Source organism: Methanosarcina sp. DH2, from assembly GCF_020804225.1.
Taxonomy (GTDB): Archaea; Halobacteriota; Methanosarcinia; order Methanosarcinales; family Methanosarcinaceae; genus Methanosarcina.
In genome coordinates this window covers 420662-440342 of sequence record NZ_WJBI01000002.1, presented here as the reverse complement: position 1 = coordinate 440342, position 19681 = coordinate 420662, and the positions used below count along the sequence as shown (strand labels likewise).

Sequence of the window (19681 nt, the reverse complement as noted above, 5' to 3'; positions counted from 1 at the left end):
GTCATAGAAATAATCCTATAAATGAATAATTTACAGCAGTAAAGGCAGTAACCATAAATAAGACCACCGATATACTGGATTTTGCGGCGATGATGAAAGTTACCCCAGCTGAGCAAAAGATGATGAGAACAATTTCCTGATGCCGCACTTTTCACTTTGTTCTTTACTTTGTTTTGTTTCAAAATATCTTTTTCTGGTTTTTCATTCATTCAATCATTCATTCATTCATTCATTCATTCATTCTATTGCTCTATTTTCAAATTATCTTACTATTCAATTTATTTTGCTTTCCCATTCAAGTTAGGTTACCTTATTATCCAAGTTAGGTCAGTCACCAATATTCACTTATTTTCAGAGCCAGATTTAAGAATTTTTATCTAGTATGCAAACCAATTTCTTAAGGGGTGTTAAGTATGAGCCAGTATGACCTGAATGAAATTATACAGAAAATAAAAGAAAAAAGTCCATTTGATTTCAAAGAAGAACACCGGGGTAAAGCTCGAGCCTTAAGAGTTATTGTAAGCAAGCTGTACTACTCCCTGAACTATGAACAGGAGCCCCAGGCAACCCGGGAAAAGATAACTCAGCTTCTCCTTTACCACGGGCAGTTCAGCAGGGAAGAGATCGACGAAACTTTCAAAGCATCATCCAGGGAAACCATGGATTATTCCATCGAATTTCTGAAGCAACATCCGGAACTTGCAAGATCTGAAGCCCGGAAAAGTAAAGAGTTTCGCGATGAAGAAGGTGAAGAAATGGAAAAACCAATCGAAACTAAGTATATTTTCCCGCACTATACCTGAGTCTTAATCAAAACCTCTCCTAAAAAAAGGTAAAAAGAGAAAAAATGAATTAGAAGAAACCAGCGGAAAAACCACAAATAAGTTATAAATCAAAGTTGCACTGGCACACCCCGCAGCAAGCGGGGTATTCGACTGAAATAAACTGATTGAAAATAAACTGATTGGAAATAAACTAGCTGGAAATAAACTGACTAAAAATAAAACAAGCAACGAAAAAAATAAAGGTTAAAGGCTGCGAGTTTTTTCGCAGTCTCTCTTAATTCATCTATGCCTACTATCCGTCTATATCTATAGTAGAGTTTACTTTCCTCTTCAGGAATGATCACTCAATTTCTATTTTCTTCGTTGGTTCTTCAATTCTCGCTTTTGGTAGCGATATTGTCAGGACACCATTTTCCATTTTTGCAGTAGACCCCTCCTCCCTGACACTTGCAGGCAGACGGATTGCACGGTAAAATTGTGTATATGCTCTTTCCTTGCGCAGGTATCCTTCTTCTTCTGATTCTTTTTCCTTGCCGGACTTTGCGCTGATCTCAAGCATATCTTCTTTGAGATTAATTTCTACATCTTCTTTATTAATCCCTGGAAGGTCTGTGGTGACCAGAAGTTTGTCCTCTTCCTCTTTGATGTCAATGGCAGGAGTATACACTTTTCCGCCTCCCCATTCTTCCATTGGCATAAAGTCTTCAAACAGCTGGTTTAGACGCTCCTGTGTCCTTCTGATCTCTTCAAACGGGTCCCATCTTGCGGGTCCTGAAAATGATCTTTTAGCAGGCCATTTCATCTTAATATTCCCCCTTAAGTAAAAAAATAATGCAGAATCATATGTGCTATTTTGAATATATTGAGGAAGGATATATACGTTTTCTTAGATAATTTTACTAAAGTGTATGGAAAAAATAGATTCTGAAAAATAAAATTAAAAAACATAAAAGAAGAATAAAGAACGAATAGAAAAAAAATAAAGAAATATTAAGAGGAAAATCAGAGAAAAACCTCCGAAAACCCCGTTTAAAAGGATTTCCGAAGGAAATTAAAAGCCTTCGGGCATTGAAATCAGTAATAAATTTCATAAAGAGCCTGAATACGGATTTTAATATGGATTTTAAATATGGATTTTGAATACGGATTTTGAATGCAGTTTTAACCCTTTACAAGCAATCCTATCAGATCCGAGGCTTTTACGAGCCCCATGGAACCATTTTTAACCGATTCCTCATCAAAGGTTTTCACACTATCCGGATCAGGTTTATCAGTTCTATAAACTGCAAACGGAATGGGATCCTTTGTATGGGTTTTTATCGAGACCGGAGTCGGATGGTCAGGTAGTACAAGAATCGTAAACGGCTCATCCGAGATCTCGGCATGTTTGAGGATAGGAGCAACTATCCGGCTGTCAAAATCCTCAACTGCTTTCAGTTTTTTATCAGTACTACCTTCATGCCCTGCCTCATCGGGGGCTTCGACATGCACAAAGACAAGATCTCTCGTCTTCAGGGCTTCAATAGCTGCACTGGCTTTTCCTTCATAATTGGTATCCAGGTAACCGGTTGCCCCGGGGACCTCAATTACATCCAGCCCTGCATAAATTCCAATACCCTTGAGTAGATCCACTGCCGAAATGATAGCTCCTTTTTTCCTGTAAAGTTCCTGAAAAGACGTGAACTTCGGGGCATAACCCTGTCCCCAGACCCAGATCGAATTTGCCGGGTTTTTTCCTTCCTGTACTCTTTTCAGGTTAACAGGATGTAGTTCCAGAACAACCATAGATGCTTCAATTAACCCTGAAAAAAATTCTCCATCTTTTCCTCTTGGAAGATAGCTGTCTTTTCTTTCTCCTGTAATATCATGCGGAGGCGTACACTCCGTTTCTGCTCCAAGATTATTTCCGGCAACAATAAGGTGCCTGTAACTTATGCCCGGATAGAATCTGACTTTCTCGGTCCTGAGTTCGGAATCAAGTGTTTCTATAAGAATTTCTGCTTCATCACTGCTAATATGCCCTGCACTGTAGTCTTTTATCGTCCCGTTTTCTATTGTAATAAGATTGCACCTGAAAGCCACATCATCAGCTTCAAGAGCAACTCCCATGCTCGCAGCTTCCAGAGGAGCCCTTCCTGAGTAATAGGCTGCCGGATCATACCCGAGAATTGACATATTCGCAACGTCGCTTCCGGGAGGAAAACCATCAGGTACGGTCTTTGCAAGCCCGGTTTTTCCGCGCGCTGCAATGGAATCCATCGCAGGCGTTCGAGCTGCCTGTAGAATAGTCCTGCCACCCAGTTTCTCTATAGGGTAATCCGCCATTCCGTCTCCTATAAGTACGGCATATTTCATTGCTTCACCTTTTTCCAACTGCTTTACCCCATTCATCTTGCAGATAAAATATATTACTTTCTACCAGATGCCTTCTATGGCGTTTTTCTGGCATTTTCAGCAGGCTTTTTATGCCGATGCTAACGTCTCAATCCTTATACCCATTTTACACAAACATTATAATATAGTATCCATATCCTATACACGACAGGTTATCAGCGTAAATTATATTAAGCAGCAGGAGAGCCGGAGCATACTGTTCTTTACGGGCAGGAATATATATAAAGAAGCGACCTGTAAGCGTAACAGAATTTATTTCGCACTATAATTGATGATAATGGCAGATTAGACTGAGTACTGACCATAATGGTCAAAGTTAATTAATATCAAAATACTAAGAGATACATATTACAAAAAAGAAAGGTGTCAGAATATCCTACTTAATGCCAAAACGTGATCCGATCATGAAAATTGTAATGAAATTTGGAGGAACTTCCGTTGGAGACGGAAAAAAAATCCGTCACGTTGCCCATCTCCTTAAAAGGTATTATGAGGAGGGCGACCAGATCGTGGTGGTAACCTCGGCACTCGGTGGAGTAACCGATAAGCTTCTGGAAAATGCTCGCTTTGCCTCAACAAAAGGCAAAGTTTCTCTTGTAAAAGAGTTTAAAACAGAGCTTACAAACAAACACCATGAAGCTGTGAGGGATGCCATTGATGATCCCAATGTTGCAAAAGAAGTCCTCCAGATCCTTGACCTCCGGATTGAGGAGCTCGAAAAAGCCCTGATCGGGATCTGCTATCTGGGCGAACTTACCTACAGGTCAATCGACTATATCTCCTCCTATGGAGAACGGCTGGCGGCTCCGATAGTTTCAGGTGCTGTGCGTTCCCTTGGAATCCCATCGATAGAATACACAGGAGGAGAGGCAGGGATTGTAACTACATCGGATTACGGGAATGCCCGCCCTCTTGAAAAGACATACGAGCTTGTATCAAAGAGGCTTGGATGCAGGATTGAATCCAATGTACTTGTGGTTACAGGCTTTATAGGGGAAAATGAAGACGGGATAATCACCACCCTTGGCAGAAGCGGGTCTGATTTCTCGGCTTCCATCCTTGGTGCGGCCCTGAAAGCCGACGAGATATGGCTCTGGAAAGAAGTTAACGGGATCATGACAACGGACCCGAGAATCGTGCCCGAAGCAAAGACCATCCCGCAGATCTCCTATGCAGAAGCCATGGAGCTCTCTTATTTTGGAGCAAATGTGCTGCACCCGCGCACCATTGAACCTGCAATGCGCGAACATATTCCTGTACGCGTCAAGAACACATTTGACCCGGAGTTACCGGGTACACTCGTGGTGGCAGAGAAGTTTCAATGCAAGCACGTAGTAAAAGCAGTAAGCCTGATCAAAAATGTAGCCCTCATCAACATCGCAGGCGCTGAGATGGCAGGGACAGTAGGAACAGTGGCGAGGCTATTTACCGCACTTGCAAGGGCAGGAGTAAACATCGTTATGATCAGCCAGGGGTCTTCAGAGTCGAATCTCTCTTTTGTGGTCAGTGAGTCACATGTTGAGAATGCATTAAATTCCCTCCATGCCGAGTTCAACCGTGAAATCGTAAAGGAAATCACTTCGGATAGAAATGTCTGTGTGGTCGCGGTTGTGGGTGCAGGTATGGCAGGGACCCCCGGAGTGGCAAAAAGGGTATTCGGAGCACTTGGAAATTCAATGATTAATATTATTATGATCAGCCAGGGGTCTTCCCAGTACAATATCTCTTTCGTGGTAAGGGAAGATGACGCATTTGCTGCAGTCAAAACCCTGCATGACGAATTCGAACTCTACAATGGAAATGGAATTGAAAAACAGCTATGAAGCAGGCAGGATGGGTCAGAGAGTGAGCGAAAAGCACCTAACATACGCGGACTCGGGCGTAAATATCACAGAAGAAGAAAAAACAGTCAAAACCCTTATCGAAAAACTGAGTTATGTTCGAAAAGGGATTGGAGCCCCTCTTACAGATATAGGTCACTATGCAGGGCTCCTGGACTTCGGAGAATATGCCCTTGCCATGACAACGGATGGGGTTGGCTCAAAAGTTCTTATTGCAAACGAGATGCAGCGCTGGAACACTGTAGGAATAGACTGTATCGCAATGAATGTTAACGACCTGCTGGCTATAGGGGCTGAACCTGTAGCTTTTGTGGACTACCTTGCCCTGGAAAAGCATGAAGAAGGTTTTGCCGCACAGATAGGAGAAGGGCTGCTTAAAGGAGCCGAAATATCCAGGATGTCTATTGTGGGCGGGGAAACCGCAACCCTCCCTGATATCATCAAAGGTTTTGACCTTGCAGGCACATGTCTGGGGTTTGTCAAAAAAGAAGATGTTATTGAAGGAGGAAAGGTCCAGGTAGGAGACGCTATTGTTGGCATTCCGAGTACAGGCGTCCACAGTAACGGTTACACTCTGGTAAGAAAGATTATAGAGGAATCCGGATACTCTTACCATGACCCATGCCCCTATGACAGTTCAAAGACCATAGGAGACGACCTCCTCGAACCCACCAGGATTTATATTGAAGTCCTTGATGTCCTTAAAACGTGCGAAGTCCACGGGCTTGCCCATATAACAGGCAGCGGACTTTTAAAACTGAGAAGGGTAACAAAGCTCGGTTTTGATTTTTGTGACCCTCTGGAACCCCAGGAGATTTTCAAGTTCCTGCAGAAAGAGGGCGGAGTTGAGGATCTTGAAATGTACAGGACCTTCAATATGGGAATGGGCTTTTTGATCATCCTGCCGGAAAAAGATGCCGCAAAAGCTGCAGAAATAACAGGCGGAAAAATCGTAGGAAAAATCGTGGAAAAAGGAATCAGGGTTAAAGACCTGATAATAGAGTGAAAAAGTGCAAGCCCGGTTTTGGTATAAGACCAGGTTTTGGTGTCAACTTAGAGGGAAATGAGGTAAAGCTCTATTCCCCTTATGTTGAAATACCCTATCGGATACTCCGTTGAAATACCCCATTGGATACTCCGTTGAAATACCCCATTGGATACTCCGTTGAAGTGCCCGTTAAAACCCTTTTTTGTGGTCTTGATCAAGGCAGCCTTTCTCTTATAGTTCGCTTTTTCATAAATTTTTTATAACTCATTTTTTCCACATATCCTGATAGCTGGTCGATGATGCCTTTGAGCTTTCAGGAGTCTTGCCCTTCTTCAATGAGGCAATTACTTTTTCATTCTCCATCTCCCGGACCCGATCTATCTCCTTTGTGCTGTCCTCGTTGTCTATGGTCAGGACAAAAGTTCCATAGCAAGGCTTTGTGTAGGTGAAGATCAAAGCGTTGCCTTTAGCCCCTAGAGCAATGGGAGGCACTCCTATTATGTGGTAGTCCTTGAAGATCTTGTAGCCGGGGGATACATAGTAAACCTCATCCGAGTTTTTCTCAATATACTCTCTGGCAGCCTTGTAGGTCGTCTTATCCAGGAGGATCTCGTACTTCATCTGTTCAATGCAGCTCATTTGACTATCTCCTCCACCACTTTGTCCAGCTTGTTCTTGAGACGAACAGGGTTGTGAACGTCAGTTGAGATGATCTTTTCGCCATCGAACTCGATGGTTTCGGCCAGAGCCTCAGCGTTCCTGCCGAAGACTATGGAGTACAGCCTGGACTGAGAAATAGCGCTCATAGTCGCAGCATAGGTCATTCCGGCATCGTTATGCATAAAGGCGAAACAGATGTCGAAATCCGCTCTTTTCTCAATAATGTCCTCCAGAGTATTGTCGAGATTAACCAGCTTTTTTGCATAATAGCCGTCGGAATCAGATACCTTCAAAAGCTGGGTTGCTGCACCTGTCCCGGCAACGGTTACATCGAATCCCAATTTAGTCAGCTTATGGGAAAGATACAGAGCAATGCTGGTTTGAATTGGGACCTCCGGACATCCCATCATGAGAAGTACTTTTGCGCCGGTCATAACATTTCATCTCTCACGTATTTTACTGTTGCACTTTATTTGATGCGCTTTATCTGATGCATATTAGTTGGCATTTTATATGAGGTGTCTTACCTCATGTATTTTATCTGTAAGAATGGGATATGACTAATCCTGAATTTCAATCTTTGCAATTGAGATTCGGCGGAAATCCTTGAAAACGAGACAACGTTTTAATCAACCATGTAACCAATAGGTCCACGTTCAATCCCTTTAAGGGTCTAATTTTAACCATCCTAATGTTATCATTAATTTAATATATAAATTGTCGAGTCAGTCTCGAATCAATCATAAAACTGTTCGATCTCCCCTGATAACTTTTTATTCGCAAAAGTGTTTCAGAAATTTACCAGATATATTTACTTATGTAATTATGCAGGCATCATTTTTTGCTCTGGTTTTATACGAGTACCTGGAGTAATTCGAAGTTTCTATAGAATCCCCTGGTTCTCTTTTCAAAATGTTATCTCTATATATCATCCCCTGCTAATTTTAATTTATAAATTTAATTGGTGGTTAGCGGTCACTTGAGGCAGTAAAAATATCGGAACTTCTCTGGCTTGATTTAAGAAAAAAACATAGAAGGTACAAAAATGGTATGCTTAAGCGAGTTTGACTATGAGATCCTCCTGAAAAACGCAACCCTCAAAGAGTGTGAAAACCTTATTAAGGAACATTCGGAAGAGGTGTACCTGGTACCCGGAGGGTACAACGTAAAAGGCATTTTCCTTCTGGGCACAGCTATCCCTGTTGGTTTTTCAGGAGATGCCATTCTATTCCAATTCATAAAGCCCTGCTTCGGCCTCTTTGTAATCAGGATGAAAAATGAATCAGAGGAGATCAAGAAACTTAGAGAGAAGTACAAAAAAGATAAAGATGTAAAAAAGATAAAATAAAGGCTGACAAAATAGCTATCGTCTGTAGCTGTTTATTTTCCTTTAAAACTCTCTTTATATTTAGTATCAAGTTCTTTTTAAGTTGATTTTTCCCGCATCTCTTTATTTTCAGATTACATGGTTACATTATACAGAGAGAAGTTTTTACAAAGCGAAACTTTGATCTAAGGCTTTCACTTTCAGGCTTTAACCTTTTTCGTACATTCAGCCCTGCATTCAAAGAACCCGGCTGCAGGCAGCTCATGCACTGTGGTTGCGACAATCATTCCTTCCCCGATTTCTTTTACGACCATGATGGGCCTGCCTCTGTCGTCTTCGAGGACAACCTGAGCATCGGTTTCTGAAAAATAGCCGTCGCATCCTGCAGGAGGAATAATGTTTTCGATAAGCTTTTGAGCCTCATGTTCGTCTACAGGATTAGGTGTGCAGGGGTTTTCTTCCATTACGTATTTCAGAGAGAAAGGCAGCCACTCGTACTCATATTCTGGTACAAGAGGACTGAAAACGAGAAGAGTCCCGCCTTTTTCCACAAATCTTTCAAGGGAACGTTTGCTGCGCTCAAGTCCGACTCCTGTTTTTGTATACAGTTTATTTGCAAAACCGGTAGGCAGGACAAGAATTTTACAGGCAGGCAAATAAGGAGTACCAAGAGATGTTGAGAGCGCACGGGTGCACTCAAGCCCGTATTCTACAAACAGTTTTTCAAAAAGAAGAGGAGAGTCCCACAGCAGAATTACGTCACTCATGAAAAAGGATAGGAAATTCCAGCATATGAATGTATCCTTCGGACTAAAAACTCATGGAGTAAAGGAGGGCTCAGATTCCGTGCCTGCCAATCCTGATTCGGAAATGCAGCTGATCTCCATGTTCTTTCCGAATTCGAAAACAATCATATGGGGACTGGAAGTGACTGTAAATGGATGACCAATACATTTGAAAATACTTGAATAATAAGATGTAACGCGTTCACATACCCTCCTATCGGAATAATCGTGAATTAATCTCACGTATTCATTGCCTTTATCGGTACAGACTTCAATTTCTGTTCCTATACTGTCAATAAGGTAAAGCTCTTTGAAAACCATTATGTGCTCTGCAAGGGTGAAGGCTTCAGAAGGTTTGCCTGCAAATAATTCGAATTCTCTTGTCATATCGTCAACTGAAGGTAGATTTCCGGAAACAAAAGCTTCGAAAACTTTTTTGTTCATGCTGAGCCGCTGATAGTTCTGCTGTTTGTAGATCTTGACAAGGTTTTTCCAGAATTCCGGTTTCCTCTGGATCTCTTTAAAAGTTCCATCCATCTGACCGAAGTGTTCTTCAAGTCCCTTAGGAACCTTTTCGTAATTAAGAAACTCAAACCTTTTAAGATAGACTTTAGTCACATTTGACCTGCTGAATAGCCCCTGTACATCCAGTTTCATCTGTTTTGCCAGGTAGAGGGCAAGGCTGTGAGCAATTATTCCTCTAAAGCAAGGGTTGCCATTTGAAAGAGTAAGAATTACAGATTCCGGTTCCGGGCTTCCTATGCACTCTGCGCCAACTTTAATTTTCCAGCCAATCCTCTCATTGAGTGCATTTACGTAACTAACAAAATCAGGAATTTTTTTAATAGAATAGGGATTTATTAACTCGTATACGGTCGATTCTTCAATAAGCAAACCTGAGGTTTTTCTGATAAACCACTCAAGCATAGTATGATGGATAAGTAGAAATTCTTCGTCTTCAACCATTTTGTTACGTGATTCTGCGTTTTTAAAAGCTTGGCTTGAGTTTTGTCCTTCTTTTTCACTCTTTTCTCCATTAATAGCCTGAGAGGCAGTTTCGATAGAGTCCCTTATCGCGGCACTTAAATTTCCATTGTTTTTATCCAGAAAGGGCTTTAATTTATCTATGTAGCATTGATCAATCGAGATGTTTTTTCGGACTATCAAGCGGACATCCTCTTCTCCCTTTTTGAAAGTACAGGAGGGTTGAGTTTTCCTAGCCTCCAGACTTTTTCATACTTATAAACAAGTATTAAATTGTAGTTCATACTTATTAATTTTTTTGCTAGAGAGTAGAACCGAAGATTTATATTCAAGAATTTAAGGCATAAAGGGAAGAAAATAAAAAACAGAGACAAGCAAAACAAAAATAATTGAAAAATAAAAGGTGAAAAGTTCATTTACACCTATAATTCATTTGAGTAGTTGTTGTGTTGAGAGAACAGGAAAAAAATAAAGAATCAGTAGTGAAGAAGCTAAGGAATTAGCATTTAACGTATCAATATTAGCGGCTACGGGAAAGATAGACTTTAACATATGTCTGCAAACTCGATAATAATAAGATTTGATACGGTCCTGACCTCAAATACATAACCTGCAGCTTGGAATAGCTTTGAGATAAGCTCTACAAGTTTCTCAATAGCAATTTCTTCGGAGAATTGATGTCGAATTTTTATATTTATTTTTCCCTTCTCAACTGTCCTTTCAATATCATTTGCAAGCTGGGTGACAAAAATTAATTTTTTGCAAATAGCAAACATTTCGCAAAGTGGAATTTCCTTAATAGGCTTGCCTGCAGACACTTCAAAAAAGCTTGTCACATCAGGGATCTTTCCGGAAAGAAATGTTTCAAAGACATCCCTGTTTAGATTTATCCGTTGATACCTGTGCAGCCTGTATCTTTCCACCAGAGAGATCCAGAATTCAGATTTGCTTTTAATTTCTTTAAAAGTATAGTCAAGAGTTCCAAAGTTCTTCCTGATCCCTGGAGGAACGTCCATGTCGAATCTGTGTTTCATAAGGAAGATGCGGATTGAATTAGATTTCCGATGGACAAAGGGAATATCAAGGTTAAGGTAGTGACCGAGAAAGATAGAGACTGCCTCAGCAAGATAAGCTCTTAAATTTGGGTCCCCGTTTTCAAGCACTATTACCTCGGTCTTATCCTCCTAGCTACTGACGGAAACTTCAATTCCCCATCCCATATTCCGACTGCGTGCATTTATATACTCGAGAAGGTCTGAAACGTTCTTTATCTTATATGGGTTAAAAAGTTCACTTACCAGTTCATCGTCTACGAGTATCCCATCGGTATTTTCAATAAGCCACCTGAATGAAAGCTGGCTAATCAATATGCATTCTCCGCTTTCTATCAAACTGTTTCGGATTTCAGGGTACTTTGTTGAACTCTGCGTAAAATGTTCCAGGGCACCTTCTACGGACTCGTGACCCTGAAGGGCAGCATCTGCGAGTTCTATTGCATCCCTTATTGCAGCACTCAGATTCCCGTTATTTTTATCCAGGAAGGGCTGCAGTTTCTGAAGATATTCATCTTCCATAGAAACGTTTTTGCGAATCAAAGGTTATCCCCTGTTTTATACAAATTGTTATTCAGCAAACAGCCTGGCAGTGCAGGCACAGTATAAACTTGAAGACCATAAACAAGATTACAGGATCAGCGCAGATATATAAAAGTTGTTATTTTTATTAAAAATCCAGACGCGGGGAGACTTTTACAGCGCCTCGTATTGAAGTGTTAGGAAGAGAAAAATCAAATATTATGAGCTCGGAGACAGAATTTACAGTGAACCTGTGCAGGCCAGCCTCAAATAAATTGGAAAACAGCTGGATCAGTTTTAAAACCACACTCTCATCAGAATAGTCGTGCCTGATTTTGATGTACTCTTTTCCTTTCTCGGGATATATTTCCACATCACTCACAAGCTGTGAGGCAACTACAAGGTATTTAAAAAGGGGAAGCAGTTCCGAAAGAGGGATCTCACGGAGTGAGCGGTCAGCTTTAATCTCAAAATATTTTGTTATATCAGGAAGCTTTCCTGCTAACAGAGCTTCAAAAAGACTCTTGTCCAGATTTACCCTCTGGTAATTGAACTTTAGATAGAGTTCCGCAAGCGTTATCCAGAAAGCGGATTTTCTCTCAATTTCCCTGTACAGGATGTCTCTGGAACCGAAATGTTTCCTCACCCCAGGAGCTGTTTTCTGCAGTTCATGCCGAACAAAACTTTTCAGGTATACGGTAATTGAATTGGATTTTCGATGAAGCGCCTCTGCATCCATATCCATCCAGCGCGAGAGGAAAATGCAGACGGCTTCTACAAGAAACTCACGAAGGTCTCTGTCCCCGCCAGTGAAATCCATAGTTGCATACTCTTTTTGAAGGCTTTCTTTACAGGAACACGAGACATTAATTTTCCACCCCATCTGTTTACTGATGTAGTTAAAGTACTCTTCCAGCTCAGAAACTGTGGTAATCAGGTACGGATTTATAATCTCATGGACAAGATCTTCATCAATAAGCTTGCCAGCACTGCTTTTTACAAGCCATTTCATCATTTGCTGGCTTATCATGACACATTCTCCGCTCACGAGAAGTCGTTCCCTTGTTTCTGGGAAACTTTCTTTTTTCCTTATATTTTCAGAGGTCTCATCTGAAGTACCATGGATTTCAGGGTCAGGGCTAACCAGGTCAATGGCTTCCCGTATTGCTGCACTTAAATTTCCCCCGTTTTTTTCCAGCAGAGGCTGGAGTTTCTGGAGGTGAGCTTCATCTAAAGAAACGTTTTTGCGAATCAACAAAATCCTCCATCTATTTTTTTAAAGTTGTGGCCGGATCCGAAGAAATTTCCATCTGCAGGATTAATTATCTGAAGGTTCGTGAGGTTCCTGAGAGTTAGATCTACATATCTCTTTCAAATCAGGTAGTAACCAGTTTTTTATTTACATTATTACGAAATTAGCACTTCCAGACAATTACTGGTTAAAAGATACAAAATATAAATAATTTATTATTTCGTCTTGAAAATATAAATTTATGTATTTCGTGGTGGTTTATTTACGAAAGTATGCATGACCGGAACGGCTTTAAGGTCTGCATATATTATCTAGCCTCATGAACTACAACGTAGAGAGACTTTCGAGGGTCCGTATGATTGCGGATTACCAGTTCGGGAAAGGAATAGGAAAAGAGCTTTTCCCTGAAGGATCAACATTCCAGTTATCCAGGACAAAAAGAGTACGCCAGGTCTTTTACTCAGGTAAAAGAATTGCAACGGCGAGAGCAAAGGATGGTTTTTTCACGCTCAGTATTGAAGGAGCTTCTATAGTCCACAGACTTCTTCCAGGAGAAAAGCTAAGGGTAGTTGTTTCAGAAGATGCTGCTCCCTTTGTGGAGGCAGGCAAAACAGCTTTTGCAAAACATATAGTTGAGATTGATCCGGAACTCAGAGCTGGAGAAGAAGTGCTCGTCACAGATAATACAGACAGGCTGCTTGCAACAGGGCAGTTGCTCTTATCCCCTGCAGAGATCCTTTCTCTTGACAGCGGAGCAGCTGTAGATGTACGGGTAGGAATTACTTCGAAAAAAGAAGAATAAATATTCCAGTTTAGGAAAGCCAGTAAATTATCTGTCAGTCATCGCTCTTTTAGTCGATAAATCATAAATATCGAATTAAAAAGGACAATAGATCAGAAATTAAGATAAAGAAAGAAGTAAAGAAAAATAAATTTTAAACTTTATACAGAAGGGCAAAAGGTATTTTTACGTTTTATACAAATTCTCATATAGCTAGATATAATATATAAGATGTTATCCCCTACTGCTCAAAAAAGAAAAATGAGCGGAAAAAATGGATAAGAATATATCATAGATAGTTATTTTTGAATGAATACCACTCATAAAATAAATAATTGTATTTCAGTATCGCAGTTTAAAAACTTCATCCTAAAAATTTAAAGCTGAACCTGAAAGCTGAACCTGAAAGCTGAACCTGAAGCCTTTACGCCAGATAGCAGGAAACAGTTTCCCCGGAGAGTGAAAAATATCTCAGAGCCAGAGCAGATCCTGAAGTACTTTCTGGTTCCCGATAATACCAGAATAGAGACAAACAGGATTATAGTAGAGGGAGACGTTATTGTCGGCAACCACTCCAGTATCCAGTACGGTATATCTGGAGACACGGTCATCATAGGAGAAGGAGTGGACGTTTCCGGAGACATTGTAGCTTGCTCTGACGCCAGGATTGACATGTGGTCTAAAATGGGGAGCAGGGTAGAGGTCGGTAGAAACGCCTATCTGGGAGAATTTGTTACCATTGATGGAAAACTGACCGTAGAAGGGGACCTGGACGTAGGAAAGGAAGTTAAAATCAAGGGCGGGTTTGAAGCCAAAGGCTGGATTGTTGTCAGGAACCCTGTTCCTGTAATAATGTTTTTGCTTCTTTATATAAGGGAAATGATGCGCCTCGGCAGAGGAGAGGAAGTAGAAAAAGCAATTGAAGAACTTTTTGATGACTCTGAGGAAAATAAGGAACCTGATGGAAAAGAACCGGGTGAAAAAGTACTTATCATACCCGAAGACGCAAAAATGTCTCCTGAAGCCATTGAAGCTGGTGGAGAAGCAGTTATAGGGAACAACTGCTATCTGATAGGAACCCTCAGGGTACAGTCTGTCGAAACCGGAAAAGGCCTGACCCTCAAAGGGAGCGTTTTTTCGGAAGGAAATGTAACCATAGGAGAAAGCAGTACTGTCTATGGAAACCTTGTTTCAAAAGGGCAGATACACATTGGCAGGAACAGTAGAGTCTTCGGAGGAATAAAGGCTGATTCCGTGATCCTTCATGAAAATGCAAGAGTTGACGGTACGATAAAAGCGCCTTCCGGAGTTTCTTTCTTGCGGGAAGCAGGAGAAAAGCCAGTTCTTGCAGAGGTTAACGCTTTAGGGAAAGTAATCATAGTTGAGGCAGAGAAACAGTTAGTAAATGTGCCTGAAGAAGGACTCATGAAGGCTGTGGATCTGGTCGAAATCGATTCTCTCATCAAAGTAAATCCAAAAGCCAAAAATGGTTTTGTGCCTGGCATGGAAAGAAAGTCTGCAAGGACCAGGGCTCTCGCAAGAACCCGACGTCTTGCGGGATCCAGATCACTTAAAAAAAGACAGGAGACTGGAGAACACCAGAGCTAATTAGACCCTGATAAGCCAGGACTCCCGGAAGTGGCATTCTATCCGTAATATTTCAGACAGGCTGCTCCCGGAATATTAAGTTTTTCTGTAGGTCCTGATTTTCTGTAGGTCCTGATTTTCTGTGGATCCTGATTTTCTGTGGATCCTGATTTTCTGTGAGTCTTGATTTCTTCTTATGGCAGAGAAACGTCACAGGATACGGAAAAAATAGTGCAGAGCACTTTCTTTTTCCGGAAAGCAGCAGATAATCGGTAGTATTCTTAGGAAACCATTGAGGAACCCTCAGAGAATCAGGGAATTATCCGGTTTATATTGAAGAGGGGGAAAAATTTAAACTAAGAGATTAGTTAATCAGGAAATCATAAAATTCAGGATACATTCTGTAGAAACCAGCGGTCCATTAAGGCAGGAAACAGATGAAATATCAGTAATTGACTATAAACTCATGTAAACTCATGAAGAATACCCTGCTTTCGATATAAGTTTCAATAAACTTTCAATTTTGAAGTTTCAACGTTAAACTTTAGATAATCTTTCACTATTAAACTCTAAGACAAACTTATTATCACAGTTTTAAGGAAAGGAATTCACTTGACAGAAGATATTATTGAATCTGGAGACCTGCAGGCAAGGTACAATTCCGTTATAGAAAAAGACTCAAAGTATGTAATGCAGACCTATGGGCACCAGCCCCTTGTGCTTTCAAAAGGTAAAGGAGCGGTTGTCCAGGATATTTACGGTAAAGAGTATATCGACTGCGTAGCAGGCATTGCGGTAAACAATGTAGGGCACTGCCACCCGACAGTTGTTAAAGCCATTCAGGCGCAGGTTGAGAAATTGATCCACGTATCCAATATCTATTATACTGAAATCCAGGCAGAACTTGCGGAAACCCTCGTCTCGGTTACGGGTATGGAGCGCGTCTTTTTCTGCAACTCGGGAGCTGAATCTGTAGAAGCTGCAATGAAGCTGGCTCGTGTGACTACCGGAAAAAGCGCTTTTGTAGCAGCCGAACACTCCTTCCACGGCAGGACTATAGGAGCCCTAAGCGTGACCCACAAAAGCATGTACAGGGATCCTTTCATGCCGCCAGTCAGTTCGAAAACTACCTTTGTCCCATACTCCGATGCCGATGCTATCAGGCAAGCAATTTCCGGAAATACCGCAGCAGTAATCCTTGAGCCCATTCAGGGGGAGGGCGGAGTAAACATACCAGACCCCGGATACTTAAAAGAAGTAAGGGAAATCTGTGATGAAACCGGCGCCCTCCTTATCTTTGATGAAGTGCAGACAGGTTTTGGAAGGACAGGCACCTGGTTCTGCAAAGAGCAGTTTGGGATAGAGCCTGATATTATGAGCATGGCAAAAGCCATAGGAGGAGGTTTCCCCATGGGTGCCATTGCGGCTCGCAGCGGGCTCAGCTTTGGGCGCGGGCAGCATGCTTCTACCTTCGGAGGCGGGCCTCTTGCATGTGCAGCCGCTCTTGCTTCAATTAAGGCAATAAAGGAAGAAAAGCTTCTGGAGCGCTCAAAGGAAATGGGAGCTTATTTCATGGAAAAGCTCATGGGTATGACAAGGGACGACGTTGTGGAAGTCCGCGGGAAAGGGCTTATGATAGGGATTGAGATCAAATATCCCTGCGGCAAATTTGTTGACTTTGCAAGGGAACACGGCGTGCTTGTAAACTGCACCTCAGACTCGGTACTCCGTCTTGTCCCTCCGCTGGTGATTACAAAAGAGCAGATAGATACGGTAGTTGATGTCCTTGAGCAGGCGTGAACTGATAAAAAAGGAAATTTTTGATATTGCAGAGTACGTTCCTGGAAAGTCCATAGAAGAAATAGCTTCAGCCTACAGGATTGATCCGGCTTCAATTATTAAACTGGGCTCAAACGAAAACCCTCTCGGGCCCTCACCAAAAGCTGTCCGGGCTCTCGTAGAGGCAGCTCCCGGAGCAAATATTTACCCCTCGGCAGATGCACGGGAACTGAGAGAAGCCCTCTCAAAATATACAGGGTTTCCGGTACCGAACATTGTCGCTTCGGGACCTGGAATGGACGGACTTCTTGATGGACTTTGCAGGATAATCATTGAGAAGGGAGACGAGGTTATTGTCCCTACCCCGACCTTTGCCTATTATGAACTGCCTGCCAGAGCCTGCGGTGGAAAACCGGTATTTGTCAGGCGGAACCTCGATTTTTCCATTGACCCGAAAAAGATCCTTGAAGCCTTATCTTCCAGGACAAAGATAATCTTCCTGTGTTCCCCCAATAACCCCTCAGGCAACCTTCTTCCCGAAGCTGACCTGAGGAAAATTGTTGAAAATACGCGCTCCCTTGTGTTTATAGATGAAGCGTATGTCGAATTTGCGGACAGGAACCTTGCAGGGCTTGTAAAGGAATATGACAACCTTGTGATTGGGAGAACCTTCTCCAAGGTATTCGGGCTTGCAGGGCTGCGCCTGGGCTATGGGATAATGCCTGAATGGCTTGTGACAGAGTATTCAAGGGCAGCCACTCCGTTTTCAGTAAGTCTTCCGGCTTTAAAGGCAGGAATAGCCGCACTTTCGGATGCAGAACACCTGAGTAAAAGCATAAATCTTGCAAGGGAAGGGAGGAAATACCTGAAAAAAAATATCCCATTTACGGTTTACCTTTCACAGGCAAACTTCGTGCTTGTAGATGTTGCTCCTTTAAAAGCAAAAAAGATCACGGAGAGCCTTTTAAAGAAAGGGATAATCGTGCGTTCATGTGATTCTTTCAGGGAAGCTGGAGATTCCCTTATCAGGGTAACAGTCGGCACGCCTGAGCAGAATGAAAAGGTTGTCAGGGCTTTTGAAATTTCAAAAATTGAGGCTTAAAACCCTGCTCCTTTACTTTAATCTAATTTTTGAAGACTCAAATCACTAAATTACTGTATGTTTTCAATTTTCATCAATGGGTAACTCAGTTCAGAGTTATATTCCATCGCGACTTTCACCCGTGAAGAACCGTATTTTACAGTGATTTTAACTTCAAGCATGGGGCCCTGAAGTTCGGTGTATCCAAATTCGCTATTTAACTTACTTTTTAAGAGCTCACGGTCTATTTTCACAGAAATGTTTTCTACAAACGGCTGGACTGAAATGCTTTCCTGAATAGCGTGCTCAAGGCTTGAAGCTGTTTTCAGGTTTACAGGGGAACCCGTAAACTGGTGATAGAGGGCTCCCAGTTTTATTCCTGCTTCGAAGAGTGCATTATCCCTATCTGTTATTTCTTTTTCTGTCAAATAATCTTCTCCTTGCTTATTTCATTAGTGCGCCGAAATCAGGTAATCTTCGAAATAGCTTTACTGCTTTTCTTTCCGTCCTCCAGCTTTAATCCCCTTCTTATTCCCGTATTCTTTATTGCTAACAACACTGATCAGAGGAATTTTCAAAAAAGGAGAAAACAGGTAAGTAAGCATCAGGATAAACGGCAGGAAAGAAAAGAGCCTCATATACTGCACATCAATAAAGTAGAGGAACACAGTTATCCCGAAAACAGAAGCTACAAAAGCCAGGATCTTGATATTCCTTATTTTCGGATAATTTACAGTACTCACCATAAGGATAGAGAGGGCAAGAGTGAGAGCCAGCAAGACGTCTATCCCTACTATACTTTTGCCAAGCAAAAGGTATGTAACAAGCATTATGCAACCTGCGGTTATAGGAAGCCCTTCAAATCCTGCCTTCGGGGTGGATACAGTAGAATTGAAACGGGCGAGCCTGAGCACACCGCAGATAGCATAAAAAGCTGCAAACATCGCGACAAGAGGGTCTTTTTCTCCGAACTCCAGGAATATAAGAAGGGCAGGAGCGACCCCAAAAGAGACTGCATCTGCCAGGGAGTCAAGTTGCTCCCCTAGTTCTCCCCCTTTAAATCTGCGGGCAATGTATCCGTCCGCCCCATCTGCAACTGCCGCAATCAGGAGTAAGATCAAAGCAAAACCAAAAGAGTCGCTCTGGGCAGCTATTGCAATGGAGCCAATCCCGCAGATCAGGTTCAAAAGAGAGACCAGGTCCGGGAGTCTTAACATTTGAAAAACATTCATATTCAAAAGTCCCTGTCATTTTTTATTGTTGCTATAACGGTCTTGCCTGCAAGTACCCGCTCCCCTTTTTGAACTGTAATATCAAAATCATGAGGAATTGTTACGTCAACTCTTGACCCAAAACGGATCATTCCGATACGCTGTCCCTGTTCTACAATGTCATTCACACCGGAATATGAGACAATCCTGCGGGCAATGGTGCCTGCAATTTGTGTGACCCGCACATCCCCGTACTTGCTGTGGATAATAAACTCGTTTCTTTCATTCCTTTCCGAGTCCTTACAAAAAGCCGGGAGATAACCACCTTTCTTGTAGGTGATTGCCCTGATTCTTCCGGAAATCGGAGCTCTGTTAACATGTACGTTCTGAAGAAACATAAAAATGCAGATCTTCCTATCCCTGATGTCGATAATCGTACCGTCGGCAGGGGAGATCATATAAGTATCAGAGATTTCTACCTTTCTTTCGGGGTCCCTGAAAAAGACGACCATAAAGAAAGTTAATGCCATTCCCATATGAGCTGCATGATTAAGGTAGGGTAAACTATCCGTTGCCATAGAGAGAATTGCAAATAGAGCAGTTACAGACGCAGCTGTGAAAAGCCAGGGTTCAGATCCTTTTGCAATCATTG

Annotated in this window: 20 protein-coding genes; 8 read left to right on the top strand and 12 right to left on the bottom strand. The window is 41.9% G+C overall.

Going from position 1 to position 19681, the window contains the following annotated elements:
* The first annotated feature begins 413 nt into the window (after nucleotides 1-413).
* Nucleotides 414-803 carry a hypothetical protein gene (locus FXV91_RS05835; protein ID WP_229389348.1) on the top strand — a complete coding sequence of 130 codons (390 nt, stop codon included), beginning with the start codon at nucleotides 414-416 and terminating at the stop codon, nucleotides 801-803.
* 322 nt (nucleotides 804-1125) lie between these two features.
* Here the strand turns inward: FXV91_RS05835 and FXV91_RS05830 are convergent, their stop codons facing one another.
* Together FXV91_RS05830 and FXV91_RS05825 are read right to left on the bottom strand one after the other, a co-directional pair.
* Nucleotides 1126-1587, bottom strand: coding sequence for an Hsp20/alpha crystallin family protein (locus tag FXV91_RS05830; RefSeq protein WP_229389346.1), 462 nt, complete (start codon nucleotides 1585-1587; stop codon nucleotides 1126-1128).
* Between the two features lie 359 nt (nucleotides 1588-1946).
* Nucleotides 1947-3140 (bottom strand): cofactor-independent phosphoglycerate mutase, encoded by a 1194-nt coding sequence (locus FXV91_RS05825; RefSeq protein WP_229389767.1) that lies wholly within the window; start codon nucleotides 3138-3140, stop codon nucleotides 1947-1949.
* Between the two features lie 443 nt (nucleotides 3141-3583).
* Here FXV91_RS05825 and FXV91_RS05820 point away from each other — a divergent pair, with 443 nt between their 5' ends.
* Nucleotides 3584-5002 carry an aspartate kinase gene (locus FXV91_RS05820; protein WP_229389344.1) on the top strand — a complete coding sequence of 473 codons (1419 nt, stop codon included), beginning with the start codon at nucleotides 3584-3586 and terminating at the stop codon, nucleotides 5000-5002.
* A gap of 22 nt (nucleotides 5003-5024) precedes the next feature.
* Nucleotides 5025-6026, top strand: a complete 1002-nt coding sequence (gene purM, locus FXV91_RS05815; protein WP_229389765.1) for a phosphoribosylformylglycinamidine cyclo-ligase — start codon at nucleotides 5025-5027, stop codon at nucleotides 6024-6026.
* Nucleotides 6027-6272: 246 nt separating this feature from the next.
* Here purM and FXV91_RS05810 read toward each other — a convergent pair whose 3' ends face one another.
* Nucleotides 6273-6647 carry a DUF1894 domain-containing protein gene (locus FXV91_RS05810; protein ID WP_229389342.1) on the bottom strand — a complete coding sequence of 125 codons (375 nt, stop codon included), beginning with the start codon at nucleotides 6645-6647 and terminating at the stop codon, nucleotides 6273-6275.
* On the bottom strand, nucleotides 6644-7102 hold the full coding sequence (locus tag FXV91_RS05805) for a DUF1890 domain-containing protein (RefSeq protein WP_229389340.1): 459 nt from the start codon (nucleotides 7100-7102) through the stop codon (nucleotides 6644-6646). The genes FXV91_RS05810 and FXV91_RS05805 overlap by 4 nt, the downstream gene beginning before the upstream one ends.
* 611 nt (nucleotides 7103-7713) lie before the next feature.
* Here FXV91_RS05805 and FXV91_RS05800 point away from each other — a divergent pair.
* Complete coding sequence (locus tag FXV91_RS05800) at nucleotides 7714-8016, top strand: DUF1894 domain-containing protein (RefSeq protein ID WP_229389338.1); 303 nt, start codon at nucleotides 7714-7716, stop codon at nucleotides 8014-8016.
* Nucleotides 8017-8195: 179 nt separating this feature from the next.
* On the opposite strand, the gene FXV91_RS05795 is transcribed toward FXV91_RS05800, so the two are convergent.
* The 5 genes from FXV91_RS05795 to FXV91_RS05775 form a co-directional block, all read right to left on the bottom strand.
* The gene (locus FXV91_RS05795) at nucleotides 8196-8762 is read right to left on the bottom strand and encodes a hypothetical protein (RefSeq protein WP_229389336.1); all 567 of its coding nucleotides are present in this window, start codon (nucleotides 8760-8762) and stop codon (nucleotides 8196-8198) included.
* Nucleotides 8763-8813: 51 nt separating this feature from the next.
* On the bottom strand, nucleotides 8814-9947 hold the full coding sequence (locus FXV91_RS05790; RefSeq protein WP_229389334.1) for a hypothetical protein: 1134 nt from the start codon (nucleotides 9945-9947) through the stop codon (nucleotides 8814-8816).
* A gap of 362 nt (nucleotides 9948-10309) precedes the next feature.
* Nucleotides 10310-10927: a hypothetical protein gene (locus tag FXV91_RS05785; protein WP_229389332.1), complete on the bottom strand. Its 618-nt coding sequence runs from the start codon at nucleotides 10925-10927 to the stop codon at nucleotides 10310-10312.
* Between the two features lie 21 nt (nucleotides 10928-10948).
* Nucleotides 10949-11359: a hypothetical protein gene (locus FXV91_RS05780; RefSeq protein WP_229389330.1), complete on the bottom strand. Its 411-nt coding sequence runs from the start codon at nucleotides 11357-11359 to the stop codon at nucleotides 10949-10951.
* Between the two features lie 127 nt (nucleotides 11360-11486).
* Nucleotides 11487-12593, bottom strand: coding sequence for a hypothetical protein (locus FXV91_RS05775; RefSeq protein WP_229389328.1), 1107 nt, complete (start codon nucleotides 12591-12593; stop codon nucleotides 11487-11489).
* A 316-nt stretch (nucleotides 12594-12909) separates the two neighbouring features.
* Here FXV91_RS05775 and FXV91_RS05770 point away from each other — a divergent pair, with 316 nt between their 5' ends.
* The 4 genes from FXV91_RS05770 (at nucleotide 12910) to hisC (ending at nucleotide 17839) form a co-directional block, all read left to right on the top strand.
* Nucleotides 12910-13392 (top strand): PUA domain-containing protein, encoded by a 483-nt coding sequence (locus FXV91_RS05770; RefSeq protein WP_229389326.1) that lies wholly within the window; start codon nucleotides 12910-12912, stop codon nucleotides 13390-13392.
* A 438-nt stretch (nucleotides 13393-13830) separates the two neighbouring features.
* Entirely contained in the window at nucleotides 13831-14979 is a 1149-nt protein-coding gene (locus tag FXV91_RS05765) for a polymer-forming cytoskeletal protein (protein WP_229389324.1), read from the top strand.
* Nucleotides 14980-15570: 591 nt separating this feature from the next.
* A complete protein-coding gene (locus tag FXV91_RS05760; protein WP_229389323.1) occupies nucleotides 15571-16758 on the top strand; it encodes an acetylornithine transaminase in 1188 nt (395 codons plus the stop codon).
* Nucleotides 16739-17839 (top strand): histidinol-phosphate transaminase, encoded by a 1101-nt coding sequence (gene hisC, locus FXV91_RS05755; RefSeq protein WP_229389321.1) that lies wholly within the window; start codon nucleotides 16739-16741, stop codon nucleotides 17837-17839. The genes FXV91_RS05760 and hisC overlap by 20 nt, the downstream gene beginning before the upstream one ends.
* A gap of 50 nt (nucleotides 17840-17889) precedes the next feature.
* Here hisC and FXV91_RS05750 read toward each other — a convergent pair whose 3' ends face one another.
* Genes FXV91_RS05750 through FXV91_RS05740 form a run of 3 tightly spaced genes read right to left on the bottom strand, consistent with a single transcriptional unit; the run spans nucleotide 17890 to nucleotide 19679 of the window.
* Nucleotides 17890-18246 (bottom strand): dihydroneopterin aldolase family protein, encoded by a 357-nt coding sequence (locus FXV91_RS05750; protein ID WP_229389319.1) that lies wholly within the window; start codon nucleotides 18244-18246, stop codon nucleotides 17890-17892.
* Between the two features lie 60 nt (nucleotides 18247-18306).
* A complete protein-coding gene (locus FXV91_RS05745; protein WP_255679937.1) occupies nucleotides 18307-19050 on the bottom strand; it encodes an archaetidylserine synthase in 744 nt (247 codons plus the stop codon).
* 2 nt (nucleotides 19051-19052) lie between these two features.
* A complete protein-coding gene (locus tag FXV91_RS05740) occupies nucleotides 19053-19679 on the bottom strand; it encodes a phosphatidylserine decarboxylase (protein WP_229389315.1) in 627 nt (208 codons plus the stop codon).
* Between the last annotated feature and the right edge of the window lie 2 nt (nucleotides 19680-19681).